Below are 2,623 nucleotides of genomic sequence, written 5' to 3'. Positions count from 1 at the left end.
GCCGACACCGGCCACCCGGTGCTGGGGGCGGGACCTGGAATGTGGGAACCCTGCACGCCGGGCACGGCACCTCGATCGTGCCGGACACCGCCGAACTGGGCGTGGACCGCCGGCTGCTGCCCGGGGAGGACCCGCAGCAAATCCTGGAGCAGCTGCTGCGCCGGCTGCGCCTGCTCATCGCCGACATTGCGATCCCCCACCGGGAGCTGATCCAGATCACCGGGGAAGTCCAGATGCAGATGCCCGGGTTCCTCACCGAGCCCGGGCACCCCTTCACCCGCCGGGTCTGCCAGGCGCTGGCGGATGCCGGGGCCAGCGCGGAGACCGGGATCTGGACCGCCTCCTGCGAGGGCGGGTTCCTGGCCGAACACCACCAGGTGCCCACCCTCGTGCTGGGGCCGGGGGGAAATCAACACCCAGGCCCACCAGCCCAACGAAAGCGTTTCCATCCAGGACTTGTGCACCGCGGCGCGGGCCTACGCACTCATCGCGCTGCGCCATCATCACCATCAGTGGGACTAAGGAGAAGACAATGTCCAGCCCAGCACAGCTGCCGGCGATCCGCAGGGAAGCGGATTTCACGGCCGAAGAGAAGAAACTGGCCCGCAAGTCGGTGGCCGGGTCGGCGATCGGCAACGCGATCGAATGGTTCGACTACGGCATCTACGGATACCTGATCGTCTACATCTCCGAGCTGTTCTTCACCTTCGGGGAGGACGCCGGGGCGCTGCCGCGCATCCTGGCCTTCTCCACCTTCGCGATCTCCTTCATCGTGCGCCCGCTGGGCGGCACCGTGCTGGGGCCGCTGGGCGACCGAATCGGGCGGCGCAAGATCCTGATCTTCACCATCGTGATGATCAGCGTGTCCACCGCCTGCATCGCCGCGCTGCCCACCTTTGACCAGGTCGGCTTCCTGGCCCCGCTGATGCTGGTGCTGCTGCGCATGATCCAGGCTTCTCCGCCGGCGGCGAGTACGCCGGGGCGGCGGTGTTCATGAGCGAACACGCCCCGGACGACAAGCGGGGCAAGTACGGTTCCTTCCTGGAGTTCGGCACCCTGGCCGGCTTCAGCGGCGCCGCGATCCTGTGCACCGTGCTGACTCTGATCGTGGGCACCGACGGGATGATGGCCGGCTGGTGGCGCCTGCCTTCGCGCTGACCCTGCTGCTGGGCGGCATCGCGCTGTGGATGCGCCGCCACCTGGAGGAACCGGAGACCTTCACCCAGGACACCGCCAAGCATGAGGAAGTCGAATCGGCGACCAAGGTGCTGGGAATGCTGCTCAAGCACTACCCGGCCCAGCTGTTCAAGCTCTTCGGGTTCATCGTGCTGGTGAACGTGGCGTTCTACCTGGTGCTCACCTACATGCCCAGCTACCTCACGGCCACGCTGGGCCACGGGGCCACCGAGTCCAACCTGACGCTGGTGTTCATCCAGCTGCTGATGATCGCGCTGATCGTGCCGCTGGGGGCGCTCAGCGACCGGATCGGACGCAAGCCGCTGCTGATCACCGCCAGCGCCGGGTTCGTGCTGCTGCCGGTCCCGGCGGTGCAGCTGATGCAGACCGGGGGATTGGTGGGGCAGATCATCGGCATCGGCGTGCTGGGCCTGCTGCTGGTGGTGCTGCTGTCCACGATCTCCTCCACCCTGCCGGCCTGTTCCCCACCGCGGTGCGCTACTCCGGTTTCGCGATCGGCTACAACCTGTCCACCGCCATCTTTGGCGGCACCGCCGCGGTGGCCAACGAGGCGCTGATCGAACTCACCGGCAGCTCCCTGGTCCCGGCTGGTACCTGGTGGGGGCCGGCGTGATCGGCCTGGTCTCGGTGCTCACCTTCCGCGAGACGGCCGGGCGGTCGCTGCGCGGCAACGTGATCCCGGGCAGCGATGACAAGCAACGCATCGAACAGGGTGAAACCCTGGTCGGGGCCGGGCGCCGCTAGGCGCCCGGGCGCGGCCCACCGACAATACCCAGAACGAAGAACACGGCAACAAGAAGGAGTTGGATTTCGTGAGCGAAGCGCAGCGCGTGGCACTGGTGACCGGGGCAACCTCCGGCATCGGGGTGGAAATCGCCCGGCGGCTGGTGGCCGACGGGATGCGGGTGGCGATCTCGGGAGCTCCGCGGAACGCGGGCAGAAGGTGGCCGCCGAACTGGGCGAGGCGGTCTTCTTCATCCAGGCCGAACTGACCGCACCGGGGGCGCCGCAGCGACTGATCGATGAGGTAGTCTCCCGGGCCGGGAGGCTGGACGTGCTGGTGAACAACGCCGCCATCGACCACATTAACCGGATGCTGGACACCCCGGAGAATGAGATCCGTGAGGCCTTCGAAATCAACACGTTCGCCGCGATCTTCTGCCTGCAGGCCGCCGGCCGGGTGATGCGGGAGGCCGGGGGAGGGGCGATCATCAACATCACCTCCCGGCTGGCCAGCATCGGGGTGCCCACCATGGGGCTGTACAGCGCCAGCAAGGGGGCCATGCTCGCCCTGACCCGCGCCGCGGCCGTGGAACTGGCCGAACACAACATCCGGGTCAACGCCGTCGCCCCGGGCATGGCCCGCACCCAGATGTTCGAGGACTGGCTGGCCGGGCAGGAGGACGCGAACGCCACCGAACGCGAG

The 2,623-nt window shown here is 68.1% G+C and carries 5 protein-coding genes and 1 pseudogene; all 6 read left to right on the top strand.

The genetic code is table 11. From position 1 onward, the window contains the following. Positions 1–677: peptidase dimerization domain-containing protein (locus tag JCM19049_RS20505; protein ID WP_279403053.1), on the top strand; the 677-nt coding region annotated here is incomplete at its 5' end. Further along, the gene (locus JCM19049_RS20500) at positions 614–997 is read left to right on the top strand and encodes an MFS transporter (protein ID WP_279403052.1); all 384 of its coding nucleotides are present in this window, start codon (positions 614–616) and stop codon (positions 995–997) included. The genes JCM19049_RS20505 and JCM19049_RS20500, both read left to right, overlap by 64 nt. After that, on the top strand, positions 994–1,158 hold the full coding sequence (locus JCM19049_RS20495; protein ID WP_279403051.1) for a hypothetical protein: 165 nt from the start codon (positions 994–996) through the stop codon (positions 1,156–1,158). Before JCM19049_RS20500 ends, JCM19049_RS20495 begins: the two co-directional genes overlap by 4 nt. Beyond that, the gene (locus JCM19049_RS20490) at positions 1,137–1,754 is read left to right on the top strand and encodes an MFS transporter (protein WP_279403050.1); all 618 of its coding nucleotides are present in this window, start codon (positions 1,137–1,139) and stop codon (positions 1,752–1,754) included. Before JCM19049_RS20495 ends, JCM19049_RS20490 begins: the two co-directional genes overlap by 22 nt. A gap of 40 nt (positions 1,755–1,794) precedes the next feature. Then, entirely contained in the window at positions 1,795–1,941 is a 147-nt protein-coding gene (locus JCM19049_RS20485; RefSeq protein ID WP_279403049.1) for a hypothetical protein, read from the top strand. 68 nt (positions 1,942–2,009) lie between these two features. Continuing rightward, positions 2,010–2,623, top strand: a pseudogene (locus JCM19049_RS11390) (SDR family NAD(P)-dependent oxidoreductase); the annotation flags it as partial.

The organism is Arthrobacter sp. JCM 19049 (genome assembly GCF_001310435.1).
This window is presented reverse-complemented; position numbering and strand designations above follow the sequence as displayed.